Source organism: Acidaminococcus massiliensis, from assembly GCF_900095825.1.
Classification (GTDB): Bacteria; Bacillota; Negativicutes; order Acidaminococcales; family Acidaminococcaceae; genus Acidaminococcus; species Acidaminococcus massiliensis.
In genome coordinates, this window is record NZ_LT608315.1 from 1,200,196 (window position 1) to 1,217,587 (window position 17,392).

The window sequence follows — 17,392 nt, forward strand, 5'->3', positions numbered from 1 at the left end:
CCATAAATCAAATTAATAAATTCGATTTGAACGATGAAAATTTTTAATATTTTCAAAAGGCGGTTGACAAAATGGAACTAAGAGAATTAAAAAGCTTTCTGAAAATTATGGAAGTGGAAAGTTTTTCTCGGGCAGCGAAGGAACTGGGATACTCTCAGTCCGCTCTCAGTGTACAAATCCATTCTTTGGAAACGGAACTGGGGGTCCGGCTCTTTGACCGGCTGGGGAAACAGGTGGCCCTGACGCCTCCGGGAAAAGAGCTGGCACGGCGGGTGCTGCCCATCCTCCAGGAAGTGGAAGAAGTGGAGAATGTGATGCACAACCGGCCCCCGGTGGAAGCCCTGCGGATCGGGATGATCGAAAGCCTGTGCAAAGCCCACATGCCTCAGGTAATGGACTATGTGTGCCGGAATCTGCCCGATCTCCACATTACCATCACCATCGATTCCCCCAGTGTGCTCCTGGATGCCCTGAACCACAACAAGGTGGACCTGGTATATGTGCTGGATAAGCCATTATATGATGTCAAATGGGAAAAGGTATTCCAGAAACGGGAGAATATCGTCTTTGTCTGTTCCCTGGATTCGCCTCTGGCCCGGAAAAAGGAAGTAGAGCTGGAAGAAGTGCTCCGGCAGCCTTTTTTCCTTACGGAAAAGGCGGACAATTACCGGCTGAGCCTGGACCAGCACCTGGCAGCCCGGCAGCTGGCCTTGAATCCTTTATTGGAAGTCAGTGATACCGGTTTCATCCTGGATATGGTCCAACGGAACCTGGGCCTTTCCTTCCTGCCCCAGTATGTGGTAGAGAACAGCCCGTATCGGGATCGGCTGCAGATCCTCCGGGTAAAGAAGTTCCGCATGCACATGTACCGGCAGCTGTTCTATCACAAAGACAAATGGCAGACCCAAGCCATGAAAGTGTTCCTCCAGCTGGCGGTGAAAGAGAATCCTCCGGATCCTGAAGAGATGGACGGGGAGATTTCCAGGAAAAGGAGAAAGGACTCTTGCATGGACCCGGGGAGTGTGATATAATTGTTAAGCGTTAATGTCGGGATATATTAATGCAATATGAGAAAGAGGTGTTTCAAGAATGAAAAAAGGAATCCATCCTAACTACGGTGAATGCACCGTGATTTGTGGCTGTGGGAATACATTCAAAACTGGCAGTGTAAAGAAGGAACTGCGCGTGGACGTTTGCTCCAAATGCCATCCTTTCTTCACTGGTAAACAGCGTGATATGTCTGCCAGAGGCCGGATCGAAAAGTTCAACAAACGGTACGGCAAAGACGCAAAATAAAAAATGCGCACGGACAGGGAGTGACTTGCAGACATTGCAGCACTCCTTTTCTTGTATCCAGGGAGTCATTTTATGGCAAAAAAATTAAGTGTCGGTGGCCAGGCGGTCATCGAGGGAGTGATGATGCGGGGACCGGGGAAGATCGCCGTAGCGGTGCGCAAACCTGACGGAGAAATCGCCGTGGACCTGAAACCGGCAGGGAGTATCAGCGACCGGTATCCCATCCTGAAGAAACCCTTTCTCCGAGGGGTGGTTTCCCTGGTAGAATCCCTGGGCTACGGGATGAAGGCCCTGTCTTTTTCCGCCCAGGTTTCCGGGGATGAAGAATCGGGAGAGACCCTCAGCAGCCTGGAAATGGTCGGGACCATTGCCGTTTCCGTGGGCCTGGCAGTGCTGCTTTTCGTGGTGCTGCCTACAGGGGCTATGAAGCTGCTCCAGAACCAGGGGGCCAGTCCCCTCCTGCTGAATCTGTGCGAGGGGCTCCTGCGGCTGGGGATCTTCCTGCTCTACATCTGGGGGATTTCCCGGCAGAAGGACATCCAGCGGGTGTTCCAGTACCATGGGGCGGAGCATAAGACCATTTATACCTATGAACATGGGTTGCCCTTGCGGGTGGAGAATGTGCGGCCTTTTTCCACTCTCCATCCCCGCTGTGGCACCAATTTCCTGATGATCGTCATGCTCATCAGCATCTTTATCTTTACCTTCCTGGGCTGGCCCAGCCTGTGGGAACGGATCCTTTCCCGGATCCTCCTGATGCCGGTAGTGGCCGGGATCAGCTACGAAATCATCCGCTTTGCCGGAAAGCATATGGACAAGGCCTGGGTGCGGACTGCCATCCTGCCGGGGCTGGCGCTCCAGAAACTGACCACCCGGCAGCCGGATGACGATCAGATCGAAGTGGCCATCGCTTCTCTGAAAGCGGTGCTGCCGCCGGAAGAAATCATTGAATGATGGGGAACGCGTATGTTTGAGAATTTGGATAAACTCCAGGACCTGGAAGACCGGTATCTGGATCTGGAAGCCAAGATCAGCGATCCGGAGGTGATCGCCCGGCAGGAAGAGTGGCTGAAATACACCAAGGCCCATTCCAAACTGACGGAAATCGTCACCGTGTACCGGGAATATAAGAAGCTGGTGGATGCCTGGAAAGATGACGAAGCCATTGCCAAGGCCCGGGAAGACCAGGAACTGACGGCTATGGCCGAAGAGGAAATGAAGGAGCTCCAGCCCCAGCTGGAAGCCTATGAAGAAAAGCTCACCCTGCTGCTGCTGCCCAAGGATCCCAATGATGAGAAAAATATCATCATGGAAATCCGGGCGGGGGCCGGGGGCGATGAAGCGGCCCTTTTTGCCGGAGACCTGTTCCGGATGTACAACCGGTATGCGGAACAGAAGGGCTGGAAGGTGGAACTGATGGATGCCAGCCCCACGGGCCTGGGCGGCTTCAAGGAAGTGGTGTTCATGGTGTCCGGCACAGATGTGTACAGCCACATGAAATTTGAAAGCGGGGTCCACCGGGTCCAGCGGGTGCCGGATACGGAATCCCAGGGCCGGGTCCACACTTCCACGGTCACTGTGGCCGTGATGCCGGAAGCCCAAGAAGTGGACATCGAACTGAACCCGGCGGATATCCGGGTGGATACGTACCGGGCCGGCGGAGCGGGGGGACAGTATGTGAACAAGACTGAATCTGCCGTCCGGATGACCCATATCCCCACCGGGATCGTGGCCCAGTGCCAGGACGAAAAATCCCAGGCCAAGAACCGGGAAAAGTGCCTGCGGGTGCTCCGGTCCCGGATCCTGGAAGCGGAACAGGAAAAACAGCGGGCCGCCACCGCTGCGGAACGGAAGAGCCAGGTAGGCACCGGAGACCGGAGTGAACGGATCCGGACTTACAACTATCCCCAGGGCCGGGTCACCGACCACCGGATCGGGCTCACACTCCACAAGCTGCCGGACATCATCAATGGGGACTTGGATGAACTCCTGGATGCCCTGATGATGGCAGAACAGGCCAAGAAACTCCAGCAGGTGAAATAAGATGCAGGAACAGAAAACCGTATGGACCATATTGAAGATCCTTCAGTGGACCCAGCAGTACTTCAGCTCCAAAGGCGTGGAAAATCCGCGCCTGGATGCGGAAGTGCTGCTTTGTGCTGTGCTGGATAAAAGCCGGATCCAGCTGTACACCAATTTCGATGAGCCCCTGGAGGAAGCAGAACTGAAACAGTACCGGGGCTATGTGGCCCGGCGGGCGGCCCGGGAACCGGTGGCCTATATCCTGGGCCATAAAGGATTCCTCCGCTATGACTTCAAAGTGACCAGGGACACCCTGATTCCCCGACCGGAAACAGAGCTGCTGGCGGAACAGCTGGTGAGCCTGAACAAAAACCGGGGAGCCGTGCGGATCCTGGATCTGGGCTGCGGCAGTGGGGCCATCATCGATTCGCTGCTGGCGGAGCTGCCGGAAGCTCGGGGTACTGGAGTGGACATCAGCCCTGGGGCAGTGGCTGTGACCCAAGAAAATGCCCGGAGCCTGGGGGTGGAGGAACGGCTGGAAACTTTGGTGTCAGATCTGTATGATAAAGTACCGCAGGAACCGAAATTCCAGGTGCTGGTCTCCAATCCGCCCTACATCCCGGAAGGAGACTTGGCCGGGCTCCAGGCGGAAGTCCATCGGGAACCCCGACGGGCCCTGGACGGAGGCCGGGACGGCTTGGACTTTTACCGGCGGATCCTGAAGGGACTGTGGGATTATTTGGATCCGGAAGGGATGGCTGCCTTTGAAATCGGCCAGGGGCAGGGGGAAGCTGTGGCCCGACTGTGCCGGGAAGCAGGCCTGGACTGTGTGAAAGTACGGAAAGATTACGGAGACATCGACCGGATGGTCTTTGCCGCTAAAGGGGGAACGGGCTATGGAAACGCGATATTGGAAATTAAAGAAAGATGAACCGCTGGATCCCCAGCTGGAATCGGCGGCCAAGCTGCTGCGCCAAGGCGAAGTGGTGGCCTTTCCTACGGAAACGGTGTACGGCCTGGGAGCGGACGGCCTGAACGGGGAAGCCTGCCGGAAGATCTTTGCCGCCAAGGGACGGCCGGCGGACAATCCTTTGATCCTCCACATCAGTGAAATGGACCAGATCCGGCCTCTTACTTCCGGCCTTTCTCCCATGGCGGAAAAGCTCATGGCCGCCTTTTGGCCCGGTCCCATGACCTTGATCGTACCCAAATCGGAGATCATCCCAGAAGTGGTGACCGCCGGACAGGAAACAGTGGCGGTCCGGTTCCCCAGCGACCCGGTGGCCCGGGCCCTGATCCGTCTCACCGGGCGGCCGCTGGCAGCACCCTCTGCCAACAAATCTGGGAAACCCAGTCCCACCAACGCCCAGGATGTGCTCCAGGATATGGAGGGCATCATCGGCGGCGTGGTGGACGGCGGTGCCTGTGATATCGGAGTGGAAAGCACCATCATCGACACCACAGGAAAAGAACCAGTGATCCTCCGTCCCGGGGGCATCACCGAAGAGATGATCCAGGAGGTGATGGGGGCTGTGGAACTGGATCCAGGGTTGGTGAGCCCGGACCAGAAACCCAAAGCTCCGGGGATGAAATACCGGCACTATGCCCCTAAGGCACCTATGTTCCTGGTCGAAGGACCGGAAGCGGGCCTGGGGGTGATCCGGGCCGCCGTCATGGCAGAAGCTTGGGGGCTGAAAGTGGGGGTGCTGGCCCTGGACGAAACGGTCCAGCATCTGCCCCATACGGCCCGCCTGGTGATCTGCGACGCCGGGAAGGACCTGGCAGCTCTGGCAGAGAACTTATACACGGAGCTGCGGGAATTCGACCGGCAGCAAGTGGATGTGATCCTGGGGGAAGGGGTCCCCACCCAGGGCCTGGGCCTTGCCATCATGAACCGGATGCGGAAAAGCGCCGGTCACAATATCCTGGTGTACGAACGAGGCCTATTCCGGAAACAGAGCGGACAGGTGCCGGAATTCCTGCAGGGGATGGTGGTGGAGTGAAAAGAAGGAGCCATTGCTCATGCAACGGCTCCTTTTTTCTTTTCCCCCTTTGTGTTACAATGGATTAGGTATGCGGTGGACGCATCGGACTATTGATTAGGGAGGCAAAACTCATGAAGATCATGATCGGCTGTGATCACGGCGGTTTTGAATTGAAAGAAGTTTTGAAAAAATATCTGGCGGATAAGGGGTATGAAGTGGAAGATGCTGGGTCTTATACCCCGGACCGGGTGGACTATCCGGACTATGCCAAAAAAGTGGGCGAAGCGGTGGCTGCCGGCAAGGCGGAACAGGGCATCCTGATCTGCGGCACTGGCCTGGGCATGTCCATTGCTGCCAATAAGATCCACGGCATCCGGGCAGCGGTCTGCGGAGACTGCTACAGTGCGGAAAAGGCCCGGGAACACAACAATGCCAATATTCTCTGCCTGGGGGCACGGGTCCTGGGCACCGGCCTGGCAGAACAGATCGTGGATGCCTACCTGGGAGCCTCTTTCCTGGGCAGTTACCATACCCAGAGAGTCCAGAAAATCATGGACTTGGAGAAATAAGGTGATACGATGGATCTGGAAGCAATCGCACAAGAAATCGAAGAAGACGCAGAAGAATTGATCGGCATCGCCGGCGCGAAATCCGGGCAGGTGCTGGTGGTGGGCTGCAGCACCAGTGAAGTGCTGGGGAATAAAATCGGCACCGGCGGCTCCATGAAACTGGCCAAGGTCCTATATACCACCCTGCGGAAAGTCTGCCGGAAACACAAGCTGATCCTGGCGGCCCAGTGCTGCGAACACCTGAACCGGGCCATTGTGGTGGATCAGAAAGCCATGGAAAAATTCGGTTGGCAGCAGGTGACGGTCCGTCCCATCGAACATGCAGGGGGGGCTTTTGCCGCTACGGCCTACAATGAATTGAAGAATCCGGTGGTAGTGGAAGAAATCAAGGCAGATCTGGGAATGGATATCGGCCAGACCCTGATCGGGATGCACCTGAAACGGGTGGCTGTACCGGTGCGCCTTTCCCGAAAGACCCTGGGCAATGCAGTGCTGACAGCAGCACGGACCCGTCCGCCTCTGATCGGCGGGGAACGGGCTGTCTACAAATAAGGAACGGAGAGCCTGGAAACAGGCTGTCCCAGACCAATCCAGCAAGGAGGAAGGATCGAGATGAATCAACAAGAACTGCGTCAGGCAGATCCCCAGGTTGCAGCGGCAATCGGGGAAGAATTGGGCAGACAGCGCCATAAGATCGAGCTGATCGCTTCGGAAAATTTCGTGTCTCCGGCTGTCATGGAAGCCATGGGGACCGTGCTGACCAATAAATATGCGGAAGGCTATCCTGGCCACCGGTATTACGGGGGCTGTGAATTCGTGGACAAAGTGGAAGAACTGGCACGGGAGAGAGCCTGCGAACTGTTCGGGGCAGAACATGCCAATGTCCAGCCCCACTGCGGCGCCAATGCTAACCTGGCGGCATTCTTTGCGTTCGTGCAGCCGGGGGATACGGTCATGGGCATGAATCTGTCCGAAGGGGGCCATCTGTCCCATGGATCTCCGGTGAACATTTCCGGGAAATACTTCCACATCGTCCCCTATGGCGTGGATCCAGAAACAGAGCGGATCGATTATGACAAACTGGAAAAGATTGCCGAGGAATGCCGGCCCAAGATGATCATCGGTGGGGCCAGTGCCTATCCCCGGATCATCGATTTTGAACGGATGGCGGCCATTGCCCACAAGGTGGGAGCGGTGCTCATGATCGACATGGCCCACATTGCCGGCCTGGTAGCTGCAGGGCTCCATCCCAGCCCGATCCCCTACGCAGATGTGGTGACCACCACCACCCACAAGACGCTCCGGGGTCCTCGGGGTGGCATGATCCTGTGCCCGGAAAAATATGCCAAACAGATCGACAAGGCCGTATTCCCCGGTACCCAGGGCGGTCCTCTCATGCACATCATCGCAGCCAAGGCCGTGGCCCTGGGCGAAGCCCTGAAACCGGAATTCAAGGAATACCAGAAACAGATCATCAAGAATGCGGCGGCTATGGCGGATGAGCTGACCCAACAGGGTCTGCGGCTGGTTTCCGGCGGCACGGACAACCATCTGGTACTGGTGGATACCCGGTCCAAGAACCTGACCGGCAAGGATGCGGAACATATGCTGGATGCCATCGGCATCACCTGCAACAAGAACACCATCCCCAATGATCCTGCCAGCCCCTTTGTGACCAGCGGCATCCGGCTGGGTGCTCCTGCAGCCACCACCCGCGGCTTCCTGGAAGAAGATTTCCGGGAAGTGGCCAAGATCATCGGGCTGGTGCTCAGCAATCCTGGGAAAGAAGAAGCCCAGAAAGAAGCGGCTGCCCGGGTGGCCGCCCTGTGTGAAAAACATCCCCTCTATCCGAATCTGTAATTGGGAAAGGAGCCCTGTAACCCATGCAAGTCCATGTTGTGAACCATCCTTTGATCAAAGAAAAAATGACCCATTTGCGTGACAAAAAGACAGCTCCCCGGAATTTTCGGCGGCTGCTGGATGAAATCGCCCAGCTGCTGCTGTTCGAAGTGACCCGTGATCTCCCCATCCGGGAAGTCCCTGTCACTACGCCTCTTGCGGAAACCACCGGTTATGAACTGGCCATCAGCGGCATTACAGTGGTGCCCATCCTGCGGGCCGGCTTGGGCTTCCTGGATGCGGTCCTGGATCTGGTGCCGGAAGCTCGGGTGGGGCATATCGGCCTGACCCGGGATGAGGAAACCCTCCAGCCCATCAAATACTACTGTAAGATCCCCAAAGACAAGGATGCAGAAATCATCCTGATCGATCCTATGCTGGCCACCGGCGGCAGCGCCGCTGCAGCTCTGACCATGCTGAAGGAAGATGGCTACAAGCATTTCCGGTTCATGTGCCTGGTGGCCGCTCCGGAAGGGGTGGAACTGGTGAACAAACTGCATCCGGATGTGCCCATTTATACGGCAGCCTTGGATGACCATCTCAATGAACACGGATATATCGTACCGGGCCTGGGCGATGCCGGGGACCGGGTATTCGGAACGGTGGAATGAATCATGGACAGACCTGATTGGGACAGTTATTTCATGGAAATCGCCGAGGTGGTTTCCAAACGGTCCACTTGTCTGCGCAGGAAGGTGGGAGCCGTCCTGGTCAAGGACCGGCAGATCCTGGCTACCGGGTACAATGGCACGCCCAAAGGGCTGCCCCACTGTGAACAGGTGGGCTGCCTGCGGGAAAAACTCCACGTACCCAGCGGCCAGAACCACGAACTGTGCCGGGGCATCCATGCAGAGCAGAATGCGGTGATCCAGGCGGCGGTGAATGGGGTATCCACCCTGGGAGCCACCCTCTACTGCACCCATCAGCCCTGTGTGGTGTGTTCCAAGATCCTGATCAATGCCGGGATCAAACGGATCGTGTACGCCAATCCCTATCCGGACAAGCTGGCCCAAGAGATGCTCCACGCGGACACGTCCCTGGAGCTGGAAGAATTTCATAAGAAGTGAGACAAAAGGGGGTGCTGCACGTGCAGCACCCCCTTTTGTTGTCAGATCTGCTGCGACAGCAGCAGACCTACATTCTCCGTATCGTATTCAATCTGTTCGGACCAGCGGCGGGCGGCTTCCAGGGCATCTCCAGTACGGGCCGCCTGGAGGAAGATGAAACAGGTGCTTTGGCGGGCGTAGCGGGCCAAGGTTTCCATGCCATAGGCCGCTTCCTGATCCAGCTGCCGGTAGAAGATGAACTGATAGAGCCGGTCAAAGAAAGCCAGGGGAGCTTTTGCCCGGTAGCTCCGGTATTGTTCCAGGGCTTCCGGCAGGGCAGCCAGGAGTCTCTGGAGATCCTGGGTCCAGGCAGCATCGATGGGTTCTGTGACAGAAAGATCCTGAAGGATCTGGGTCAGTTCTTCCAGGGTCAGGTCCGGTGAGAAATGCAGTTCCTCTTCCGGCAATGCCTCCAGCCCCATTTCTGCCAGCAGCTCCGGAAAGGTCAGCTGGACACCGGTCTCTTCCTGGGTGAAGTGGAGAGGGCCTGGCAGGGCGGCTAGGATCTCGCAGGTCTTTTCGCAGCAGAGCCCGGTGCCACACAGGATGTATTCATACACATAAGTGAAGAAACGGGGATGGACAGTACAGATGTCGCACAGGGCATCTTCTCCCAGTTCCTTGATCACCCGGCAGAGTCCATCCGGATCCAGCAGATAGCAGTATCCCCTGGGATCCAGCTGGAAATGCCAGGTGTCTCCTTCTTTCACCATGGCCCGGCGCAGGTCCTGCCCCAATTTTCCCGGCAGCTGTTGGTAATATTCCGCCGTATCTGCATCGATGTCGATTTCCCACACTTGGCAGCAGGTATGGCGGCAGGCTCCTCCTTTGCAGCAGAAATCATTGAATCCTTCCGGAATGATGGAAATCATGGCTGACCGCTCCTTTTTTGTAGATGGAACCATTATAACACGGATGGGGCACTGAAAAAATTGGAACACTTTCACAGTTTATGGTAAAATATAGACTAGATTATTGTGAGAGTTTAGCTTTCGGCTCCAGGCGGGGCCGGAGTGGAAGTTCGAGGGGATTGTCATGATCAAAAGAGAAAAAAGTGCTGTAGAAGCGGCAGTACATCCATACAAGACGCGGACCGGCGGTGCGACCGTAACGGTTTTTGTACCTTACGACTGCAAGAACCACTGTCCGTTTTGTGTCAACAAGGAAGAATACGCCGATATGACCGGGTTCTCCCTGGAGGCCATCTGCCGCAGTATCGAAAAAATGGACGCGCTGACTCCCTACTGTGATTTTGTCTTCACCGGGGGGGAACCGCTGGCCAATCTGCATAGCCTGCAGGTCATGCTGGACAAGGTTTCGGAGACCCATAAGATCTATATCAATACCACCCTGCCGGTGAGCCGGGACCAGACGGAAGAAGAGGTGCTGGCCTTCCTGCAGAAGAACCGGAAGAAGATCACTTGTCTGAATATCTCCCGGCACATGCAGCATTATGTGGAAGAATCCAATGACGGCCTTTTGGCCAAGCTGCCAGTCCGGTTCCGGATCAACTGTGTGCTGTATAAAAAATATCCTAGGGAACAGCTGATTCCCTTTATGGAACGGTTCCGGAAGGTCCATGCTCCTTCCATCCAGTTCCGGTTCGATTATACGGAAACCACGCCGGAAAATCTGTACGATGAACCCCATGACCAGATCCTTCGGGACTTGAAGAAAGTGGCCTGCTATACTGGACTGGACGGCTGCCGGATGCGCTGCGGATTCCATTTCAAATACAAGGACCTGGAACTGGTATACCACAAGACCCTGCCTTACAGTACCATTGTAGAAAAGGATCCTAAGGACGGGGAAACCTATGCCATCCTTTACGATATCCTGATCAAGCAGAACGGCCGGATCGATTCCGATTGGGATGGTACGGTGATGGATGTGGATGCCTATGCCCACTGCAAATTCGAGCCCTATGACTTGAAATGGCTGGAACGAGTCCCAGCCCGGCAGGTGGAAGAAGAACAGGAGGAACTGCTGGGAGCAGAACCTTGTACGGCAGTATAAAAGAAAGGGCTGTTGCGTTAGCGACAGCCCCTTTGCTATAATAGATGGAAAATCTGAGAAGCAAGGTAGAAAGGAAGAAAAATCATGAAATTGGAAGAAGTGCGCCAGAAAATCGATGCCATCGATCCTCAAATCAGAGAACTGCTGATGGAACGGCTGGACTGTTCCCGGCTTGTGGCCGAGACGAAACAGGCTGCCGGGGAGACCAATATCTACCGCCCGGACCGGGAGCAGGTGATCCTGCAGAAACTGTCCCAGGGGGTGCCGGAAGACCGGCTGCCCGAATATCTGGCAGTGGTCCGGAAAATCATGGAAACCAGCCGGATGTACCAGTATGGTATGCTCTTTGACTGGAATCCCCAACTGTTCGCTGAACTGGCCAAAAATATCGAGATCCATCCAGGGGGGACTCGGGTGGTGGTCCGCCTGACCCGCCCTGATCAGCCCAATGCCATGAGCAGCATCCTGAACATGGTGGGGGATTACGGCTATAATATGCAGTATATGGAGCTGCTCCATTTCAACAAGCCGGAAAAGACCGTTACGTTTGATCTGACCATCTTGGGGGACCTCAGCGAAACCAATATGCAGAAACTCATGTTCCAGCTGTCCAAGGAAAGCCAGGATTTCCAGATCCTGCGGAACGAATAAGGGGAAAACATGACAAAATCACAAAAAGATCTGTTGTGGCTGATCCTTTCCCTGGCGGCAGGATTCGCCGTCAGGCTGCTTCCGGCACCGGCGCCTCTGACCCAGGAGGGGTTGGCCGTACTGGGGATCTTCCTGACTTCCCTGATGATGTGGATCACCATTTCCATCGACTGGCCCAGCCTGATCACCATTTTCCTTTTGGGCTTCCTGCCCCATTTCGGTTTCGGGAACACCCTGAAAGGGACCTTCGGGAATACCACTGTGGCCTTCCTGCTTTTCACCTTCATGCTGGTGTACCCGCTGTCCAAGACCCATTTCGTCCGGCGCTGCACGGTGACCTTCATCACCAATGCCATTGCCCGCAGGGGCCCTTGGTCTTTTGTCAGCTTCCTGTTCTTTGCAGTGACCTTCATGGGGCTGTTCATTTCTCCTTCAGTGCTGTTCGTGGCTTTCATGCCCTTCCTGGAAGATATCTTCCAAGTACTGGAACTGAAGAAGGGGAGCCCTTCTGCCAATATGATTATGCTGGGGACGGCTTTCTGCATCAGCCTGTCCTCTGGGATGACGGCCATCGGCCATGTATGGCCCACCATGGCCATCGGCTATTATACGGCGGCCACCGGACGGGATGTGAACCAGTTCCAGTACATGGCCATGGGAATTCCGGCCGGGATCCTGCTGGTGGTGCTGCTGCTCCTGGTGTTCCGGTTCGTTTTCCGGCCCAGTGACATCGGCACCATCGAACCAGGGAAAGCCATGAGCCTGCGGGGCAGGGTCCCCCAGGCCGATACCCAGGAAAAGATCATCCTGGGGACCATGGCCCTGACGGTGCTGCTGTGGGTGGGTCCCAGCCTGGTGAAAGGCTTCGATCCAGGACTGTACAAGATGGTCAGCCGGTGGACCACGGCTATGCCGCCTCTGTTGGGCTGCATCATCCTGTTCATTGCCCGCCACCAGGGAGAACCCATCATGAACTTCAAAGAGGTCATGACCAAGGGGGTACTGTGGGCGTCCATCGTCATGACAGGAGCGGCTACCATGTTGGGGTCCGCCCTGACCCACAATGAAATGGGCATCAAAGCCTGGCTCAGCGGAATGCTGGCACCCATTGCCAGCGGGCTCCCCGTACTGGGGCTGATTTTGTTTTTCTTTGCCTGGTGTGTGGCAGAGACCAATTTTTCTTCCAATATCGTGACCACCACGGTGGTCAGTGCTGTGGCCCTGTCTGTTTGCCAAGCTCTGCCTGCCGGGACGGTTTCGGTGGGAGCCGTGGTCTGTCTGATCGGTTTTGGAGCTGGGATCTGCAATATGACACCTGCAGGCCAGTCCACCATCAATACGGTGGCCATCGGGTCCGGCTGGACCACGGCCAAAGATATGTTCATCTGGGGCGGTGTGTTCGCCCTCCTAGCCATCCTGGTGATGACCTTCGTAGGCTATCCCATCGGGTCGGTGATTTTGGGGTAGTGACGGAGCTGTTGCGTATGCAACAGCTCCTATTTTTTTGCTATAATAAACAGGATAGGAAAAGATGGGAGGTTGGAAAGGATGATCAGATTCTGTCCTCATTGCGGGAAGGAATTGGAGCCAGGGGTACGGTTCTGCCCTTCCTGTGGGAAAGAGGTTCCGGAAATAAAGAGCAAAAACGTGGGGGGAGCCCAGCCGGCTGCACCGGCCGGAGGGAAATCCCCTTTTGGTGCCAGGAACAAGCTGGTAGCCGGTGGGCTCATCGTACTGATCCTCTTGGGGGGAGGGGCTTTTTATCTCCAGCAGCAGAAATCCCGGGATGCTTCCCAGGCTGCAGCCATAGCGGCCCAGGAAGCCAGCCAGGAAAAGAAGGAAAAACCAGCGGACAAGCAGGAAACCAAAGATCCCATCGCTGCCATCCAGGGGACCCTGGATCAGGAAGGCCTTCCAGGGAAAGTGATGGCCACCTCCTATGGCCATGATCCCCATGGCAGCCTGAGTTTGATCGGGGGCAAGGGACGCCGTCTGCTGGTCATCGATGAAAAGAATCACCAAAAGGCGTTCGTGGATGCCACTCCCCAGCTGTACCGTTTCATCGACAACCGTACAGGCAGCCAGCCGCCAGTGACCTTCCAGATGCGGGTCCTCAATGAGAAGCCTGGAGATGATGAAAAGGAAGGATACTGGGATGGGACCAGCCATGTGCTCCCCATCTATGCCCAGTACTCCTTTGATGGAGAGGGCCGGGTGGTCCCGGGGATGCTGAATACAGGACGGGGCGGACGGCCTTCCCATTACCATGATTATCTCAAGGAGCAGCGCCATGTGGACCTGGCCAACCTGGTCCTGACAGAAATGCAGGCCCTCCACGAAAATGCCGCTGCCCACAATATCAAGCTGTAAACTTCCAATCCGGATGGAGAAAGGATGATCCTATGTTTTGCATGAACTGCGGCACCAAACTGCCGGATAACGCCAAATTCTGTTATAACTGCGGAGCGAAGATCCCGGAAGGCTTGGGACCGGAGGGCGCGGCCATCCCGGAAAGTCCAGAGCCATCGGCGCCTTCTGTTCCGGAAAGCACTGCTCCAGCAGAAGCCGCAGCAGCTCCGGAGGAAGCTCCTGCAGCTGCGGAAAATGCCCTGCCGGCGGCCACCCAGCAGGAAACCCTTCCGGAAGTCCCAGGCAGCCATTTCACGGTGCTGGGAACCTATCAGGTGGAGCTGCCCCGTGCCACGGCGCTGTACAACCAGCTGTGGGCACCTTTTAACCGGGAAGGGCTGTGGGCGGCGGACCGGGCCCAGGATGAACTGGAGGAACACTTGAAGGAACACGAAGTGGAAAATCCGGTGGATTTTTCTTCCCAGCTGCTGGGGTACTGCCTGACAGCCTGTGATCCTTTTTTTGAAAAGGCGGTGGACCTGCTCCTGGAATATGGTATTGATTATGTCACCAAAGAGGATCTTCGCAACAAACTGGCAGATAAGATAGGAAAAACGGATCTGGTCCAGGCCATGCAGGCGGATCAGGAAGCCATCGAGGCATACCAGCATGAACTGGCGGTGGAAGCCCAGGCCAATAAGGCCAACTGGCAGGGCGGAGGTTTTGGCATCACTGGGGCGGTGAAGGGAGCCATCAAGGCCCAGATGCTCAATACGGCCCAGGACGCCCTCAGTTCTCTGGGAAGGAGCATCACCGGAAACACTTATTCTGCCCGGCTCCAGCGGTTCATCCGGCAACGGAGCAGCCAGCGGGATTATCCGGCTATGGCCTGGGATTTCATCAGCGGGATCTGCCGGTATGACTTGTTCGCCTTGGTCCACAGGATGCTGGTAGACCAGGGCAGTATCCCAGCCACCCACTTTGAGAGCCATAAGGCCGACAGCCGGCGGAAAAATCTGTTAGAACGGTTTGCCGGGGGAAAAATCACTCAAGAAGAGATGATGGAGGGCTTCTGCCGTTGCTTGGAAATCACCGGGGATTCGCTGCCCGTCTATGAACAGATGATCCTCCTGGATCCGGAAGCGGCCAGGGATGTGTTCCAGATGGCGGCGGCAGAAGGGTATGAACTGTCCTTGGCCCGCCGGATCAGGGACGAATATATCGACAAGCAGGAAATCGTGAAGAAGTTCCAGTTCCCGGACTGGATGCCCCAAAATCTTCCCTTGACCATGTATCCCGTCTATGGCCCCGGCATGCTGGAAGCCACGCTGATCCTCCTTCGTGAAGCCCCAGGAGATTTCGATAAAAACGCTGATGGCAGGGTGGATATCGCCCTCATAGGGACCCCGGATCATTATTGGATCCCCTCTTGGGCGGAACAGGTGGATTTCTGGGGCATGGAAAAATGCTGTGCCGTCCTGGAACTGGAACAGCCGGGAAAGACCGATTGGGCCGGCCAGGGCGTCCATTTCCATCTGGTGGATTTTGCCGGTAAAGCCGGGGACTGGGCAGAACAGGAGCAGGCGGAAAAACTGCAGGAAGCCCAAAAAGCCTTGGGAGCCGGGAAAAAAGAGGAAGCCCTGGCTGCCTTCGATGCTGCCCGGGAACTGGGAAGCGGCGAAGCTGCCTATCAGGCTGGCCTGCTCTATCAGGAACAGGAACAGGAAGAAGCGGCAGAATGGGCTTTTGTAGAAGCTGCCGTGCTGGAAGAACAGGAAGCCGCTTGGCAGGTGTACCAGATGCTGAAGGAAGTCAAGCCGGAACAGAGCCGGGTCTTCCTGAAACTGGCAGCGGAGGCGGTCAGGAATCTGGAAATCGACGAGAAGTATACCGAAGCCATCGCTTGGTACCGGAAGCTTGCGGAAGAAAAAGACGGGACAGCCTGTCTCCGTCTGGGCTGGATGGCCAGCCAGGGCGAGGGCGTGGAAAAAGATGCCGGAAAAGCCGTGGAATGGTACGAGAAGGCCGTGGCATACGGCTGTGAAGATGCCAGGAAGAATCTGGGGGAACTGGCCTTTTCCCTGGGACAGCAGGCAGAAGAAAAAGCCGGGAATGGAACTGGGAATCAGGCCTTCCAAGACAGAATGCTGGCTCTGGAATATTACCGGAAGGCCCAGGCTCAGGAACAGGATGGGGCCATGGAAAAAGTCAGGGACCTATCTCTGGCTCTGGGCAAAGAAAGGGAACAGGGGGGCCAGGATCAGGATGCCCTGGCTCTTTATGAGGAATCCATGGAACTGGGCAGCCAGGAAGCCCGGATCCAGGCCGCCCGTCTCTGCGTGGATCCCCAAAAGGAGACCTATGACCTGGAGCATGCCCTGGATTGGTACCGGAAGGCAATCCGGGAATCCCCACAGCCGGATGCCATACAGGAAGAATGGGACGGCCGGAAGGCACAGGTGCCTTTAACAGACCGGGTGGCCTGCCTGAGCAAAAAGGTAGAACAGGACAAAGATGATTTCTCGTACTATTATATGGGGAATGGGCTTTCCGGTCCTCTGGATAATGCCATGCAGGCCTATGGGAGCAGTGGCGGTGTCCAGCGAGACCAGGTGGTGCTCCTCTGCGATTCCACTCATTCTATCCTGTGGGGGAAAGGAGAGCAGGGGTTCCTGATTACCAGGGACGGGCAACTGGTGAGTTCCCAGGGAATCCGGATCTCCCTGGATCAGCTGGGGACGGTGGAATGTAGTGGTGAAGAAATGGCGGAAGCCGCTTCCGGAACAGTGCTGGCCCGATTCAAGACACAGGATTTGGGGGATCAGGATTTCTGCAGTTTGCTTAATGAAATCGTCTTGCTGCCCCATCCAAAAAAACGGGCACCGGAAATGCCTCCTGCCCAGCCTGTGGCCGAACCGGCAGAACCGTCTGAAGACCTGCAGGATCCCGGATCCGGGAAGGCTGGAGTGTGTCCTCAGTGTGGCGCTTCTTTGAAGCCAGGGGCCTTGTTCTGTGGTCAGTGCGGGAATCCTGTGGCTGCCCAGGAGGCTGCAATAAAAGAGGATCAGGGGGAGGCTGGAAATGGTCGCAGGGAAGCCATCTTGGCTTTCTGCCGGGAATTCCCAAAAAAGATTTCTGGCCGTCCCTTCTATTTCCGCTGTATTCCCGATATCCCGGAGAAGAAATTGAGTAACGCCATGGCAAGCTATGGGACCCAGGGCGGCATCCGTCCGGAGGATGTACTGGTGCTCTGTGACTGTACCTTGTTCGGCAGTGCCAAAGAGGGCTTCCTGCTTACTGCAGACCGTCTGGTTTCCACTACAGGGAGCTTTGCCCTGGAGGAATGTGAGAAAATCATTCCTGCCAAGGGAACTTTTGACAGCAAAGTCATCCTGATGCCCCAAGATGTGGTGATCGCCGATATGCCCCCCAGCGACGAACAAACGCTTTTTGTCCAGTTTTTCAACGAGATCGTAAACAAATGAGATGGGGCACTCTC

17 protein-coding genes are annotated in these 17,392 nt (G+C 56.2%); 16 read left to right on the top strand and 1 reads right to left on the bottom strand.

Annotation, left to right across the window (positions count from 1 at the left end; all coding sequences use genetic code 11):
* The first annotated feature begins 71 nt into the window (after positions 1 to 71).
* The 11 genes from BQ2657_RS05905 to BQ2657_RS05955 all read left to right on the top strand — a co-directional run bounded on the left by BQ2657_RS05905 (position 72) and on the right by BQ2657_RS05955 (position 8,838).
* A complete protein-coding gene (locus BQ2657_RS05905) occupies positions 72 to 1,031 on the top strand; it encodes a LysR family transcriptional regulator (RefSeq protein ID WP_075579794.1) in 960 nt (319 codons plus the stop codon).
* Between the two features lie 58 nt (positions 1,032 to 1,089).
* A complete protein-coding gene (rpmE, locus tag BQ2657_RS05910; RefSeq protein ID WP_012937812.1) occupies positions 1,090 to 1,296 on the top strand; it encodes a 50S ribosomal protein L31 in 207 nt (68 codons plus the stop codon).
* A gap of 72 nt (positions 1,297 to 1,368) precedes the next feature.
* A complete protein-coding gene (locus BQ2657_RS05915; protein ID WP_075579795.1) occupies positions 1,369 to 2,250 on the top strand; it encodes a DUF1385 domain-containing protein in 882 nt (293 codons plus the stop codon).
* A 12-nt stretch (positions 2,251 to 2,262) separates the two neighbouring features.
* A complete protein-coding gene (prfA, locus tag BQ2657_RS05920) occupies positions 2,263 to 3,339 on the top strand; it encodes a peptide chain release factor 1 (protein WP_075579796.1) in 1,077 nt (358 codons plus the stop codon).
* A gap of 1 nt (position 3,340) precedes the next feature.
* The gene (gene prmC / locus BQ2657_RS05925; RefSeq protein ID WP_075579797.1) at positions 3,341 to 4,249 is read left to right on the top strand and encodes a peptide chain release factor N(5)-glutamine methyltransferase; all 909 of its coding nucleotides are present in this window, start codon (positions 3,341 to 3,343) and stop codon (positions 4,247 to 4,249) included.
* Complete coding sequence (locus BQ2657_RS05930; RefSeq protein WP_075579798.1) at positions 4,215 to 5,321, top strand: L-threonylcarbamoyladenylate synthase; 1,107 nt, start codon at positions 4,215 to 4,217, stop codon at positions 5,319 to 5,321. Before prmC ends, BQ2657_RS05930 begins: the two co-directional genes overlap by 35 nt.
* A gap of 113 nt (positions 5,322 to 5,434) precedes the next feature.
* Positions 5,435 to 5,872: a ribose 5-phosphate isomerase B gene (gene rpiB, locus BQ2657_RS05935; protein WP_075579799.1), complete on the top strand. Its 438-nt coding sequence runs from the start codon at positions 5,435 to 5,437 to the stop codon at positions 5,870 to 5,872.
* Between the two features lie 9 nt (positions 5,873 to 5,881).
* Positions 5,882 to 6,424, top strand: coding sequence for a TIGR01440 family protein (locus BQ2657_RS05940; protein WP_075579800.1), 543 nt, complete (start codon positions 5,882 to 5,884; stop codon positions 6,422 to 6,424).
* A gap of 60 nt (positions 6,425 to 6,484) precedes the next feature.
* The gene (glyA, locus tag BQ2657_RS05945) at positions 6,485 to 7,732 is read left to right on the top strand and encodes a serine hydroxymethyltransferase (RefSeq protein WP_075579801.1); all 1,248 of its coding nucleotides are present in this window, start codon (positions 6,485 to 6,487) and stop codon (positions 7,730 to 7,732) included.
* A gap of 23 nt (positions 7,733 to 7,755) precedes the next feature.
* Positions 7,756 to 8,382, top strand: a complete 627-nt coding sequence (gene upp / locus BQ2657_RS05950; RefSeq protein WP_075579802.1) for a uracil phosphoribosyltransferase — start codon at positions 7,756 to 7,758, stop codon at positions 8,380 to 8,382.
* A 3-nt stretch (positions 8,383 to 8,385) separates the two neighbouring features.
* On the top strand, positions 8,386 to 8,838 hold the full coding sequence (locus BQ2657_RS05955; protein ID WP_075579803.1) for a deoxycytidylate deaminase: 453 nt from the start codon (positions 8,386 to 8,388) through the stop codon (positions 8,836 to 8,838).
* A gap of 41 nt (positions 8,839 to 8,879) precedes the next feature.
* Here the strand turns inward: BQ2657_RS05955 and fliB are convergent, their stop codons facing one another.
* Positions 8,880 to 9,749 carry a flagellin lysine-N-methylase gene (gene fliB, locus BQ2657_RS05960; RefSeq protein WP_075579804.1) on the bottom strand — a complete coding sequence of 290 codons (870 nt, stop codon included), beginning with the start codon at positions 9,747 to 9,749 and terminating at the stop codon, positions 8,880 to 8,882.
* Positions 9,750 to 9,912: 163 nt separating this feature from the next.
* Between fliB and BQ2657_RS05965 the strand changes: the two genes are divergently transcribed.
* From BQ2657_RS05965 to BQ2657_RS05985, 5 genes are all read left to right on the top strand, one after another.
* Positions 9,913 to 10,893: a 4Fe-4S cluster-binding domain-containing protein gene (locus BQ2657_RS05965; RefSeq protein ID WP_075579805.1), complete on the top strand. Its 981-nt coding sequence runs from the start codon at positions 9,913 to 9,915 to the stop codon at positions 10,891 to 10,893.
* Positions 10,894 to 10,977: 84 nt separating this feature from the next.
* Positions 10,978 to 11,544, top strand: a complete 567-nt coding sequence (locus BQ2657_RS05970; protein WP_075579806.1) for a chorismate mutase — start codon at positions 10,978 to 10,980, stop codon at positions 11,542 to 11,544.
* A 9-nt stretch (positions 11,545 to 11,553) separates the two neighbouring features.
* Entirely contained in the window at positions 11,554 to 13,011 is a 1,458-nt protein-coding gene (locus BQ2657_RS05975; protein ID WP_075579807.1) for an SLC13 family permease, read from the top strand.
* Between the two features lie 81 nt (positions 13,012 to 13,092).
* Positions 13,093 to 13,914 carry a zinc-ribbon domain-containing protein gene (locus BQ2657_RS05980; protein ID WP_075579808.1) on the top strand — a complete coding sequence of 274 codons (822 nt, stop codon included), beginning with the start codon at positions 13,093 to 13,095 and terminating at the stop codon, positions 13,912 to 13,914.
* Positions 13,915 to 13,946: 32 nt separating this feature from the next.
* Entirely contained in the window at positions 13,947 to 17,378 is a 3,432-nt protein-coding gene (locus tag BQ2657_RS05985) for a zinc-ribbon domain-containing protein (protein WP_075579809.1), read from the top strand.
* Positions 17,379 to 17,392 lie beyond the last annotated feature (14 nt).

Coding starts and splice junctions, on each gene's coding strand:
- BQ2657_RS05905 (WP_075579794.1), top strand. CDS start 72: ATGGAACTAAGAGAATTAAAAAGCTTTCTGAAAATTATGGAAGTGGAA.
- rpmE (WP_012937812.1), top strand. CDS start 1,090: ATGAAAAAAGGAATCCATCCTAACTACGGTGAATGCACCGTGATTTGT.
- BQ2657_RS05915 (WP_075579795.1), top strand. CDS start 1,369: ATGGCAAAAAAATTAAGTGTCGGTGGCCAGGCGGTCATCGAGGGAGTG.
- prfA (WP_075579796.1), top strand. CDS start 2,263: ATGTTTGAGAATTTGGATAAACTCCAGGACCTGGAAGACCGGTATCTG.
- prmC (WP_075579797.1), top strand. CDS start 3,341: ATGCAGGAACAGAAAACCGTATGGACCATATTGAAGATCCTTCAGTGG.
- BQ2657_RS05930 (WP_075579798.1), top strand. CDS start 4,215: ATGGAAACGCGATATTGGAAATTAAAGAAAGATGAACCGCTGGATCCC.
- rpiB (WP_075579799.1), top strand. CDS start 5,435: ATGAAGATCATGATCGGCTGTGATCACGGCGGTTTTGAATTGAAAGAA.
- BQ2657_RS05940 (WP_075579800.1), top strand. CDS start 5,882: ATGGATCTGGAAGCAATCGCACAAGAAATCGAAGAAGACGCAGAAGAA.
- glyA (WP_075579801.1), top strand. CDS start 6,485: ATGAATCAACAAGAACTGCGTCAGGCAGATCCCCAGGTTGCAGCGGCA.
- upp (WP_075579802.1), top strand. CDS start 7,756: ATGCAAGTCCATGTTGTGAACCATCCTTTGATCAAAGAAAAAATGACC.
- BQ2657_RS05955 (WP_075579803.1), top strand. CDS start 8,386: ATGGACAGACCTGATTGGGACAGTTATTTCATGGAAATCGCCGAGGTG.
- fliB (WP_075579804.1), bottom strand. CDS start 9,749: ATGATTTCCATCATTCCGGAAGGATTCAATGATTTCTGCTGCAAAGGA.
- BQ2657_RS05965 (WP_075579805.1), top strand. CDS start 9,913: ATGATCAAAAGAGAAAAAAGTGCTGTAGAAGCGGCAGTACATCCATAC.
- BQ2657_RS05970 (WP_075579806.1), top strand. CDS start 10,978: ATGAAATTGGAAGAAGTGCGCCAGAAAATCGATGCCATCGATCCTCAA.
- BQ2657_RS05975 (WP_075579807.1), top strand. CDS start 11,554: ATGACAAAATCACAAAAAGATCTGTTGTGGCTGATCCTTTCCCTGGCG.
- BQ2657_RS05980 (WP_075579808.1), top strand. CDS start 13,093: ATGATCAGATTCTGTCCTCATTGCGGGAAGGAATTGGAGCCAGGGGTA.
- BQ2657_RS05985 (WP_075579809.1), top strand. CDS start 13,947: ATGTTTTGCATGAACTGCGGCACCAAACTGCCGGATAACGCCAAATTC.